Genomic DNA, 284 nt, shown 5'->3' with positions numbered 1-284 from the left:
GCACATCCACTATGTGCAGGAGGTCCTGGCGGAGGTCCAGGAAGAGGCGCGCAGGATGAAGCGCTCGCAGCGCCGGCGCAGCGTGCAGGAAGACTAGCGAGGCGCGGGCAGGGACGCGCTCAGTCGTCCTTGCCGTGGCGCATGGCGCGCTGGATCTCCCGATCGGAGTCGCGCTCCTTCTCGGTGTGGCGCTTGTCGAAGTCCTTCTTGCCCTTGGCCAGGGCGATCTCGCACTTGACCAGGTGCTTCTTCCAGTACATCGACAGAGCGACGCAGGCGTAGCC

The 284-nt window shown here is 65.8% G+C and carries 1 protein-coding gene; it reads right to left on the bottom strand.

Going from position 1 to position 284, the window contains the following annotated elements; genetic code table 11:
• Positions 1 to 119: 119 nt before the first annotated feature.
• Positions 120 to 284: SsrA-binding protein (locus ACLJNW_RS24515; RefSeq protein WP_410961257.1), on the bottom strand; the 165-nt coding region annotated here is incomplete at its 5' end.

The sequence above is a fragment of the Salmonella sp. SAL4457 genome, from assembly GCF_046548235.1.
In the GTDB taxonomy this organism is placed as follows: Bacteria; Pseudomonadota; Gammaproteobacteria; order Enterobacterales; family Enterobacteriaceae; genus Salmonella; species Salmonella enterica.
The sequence above is the reverse complement of the archived record's forward strand: the minus strand, read 5'-3'. Positions and strand labels throughout refer to the sequence as shown.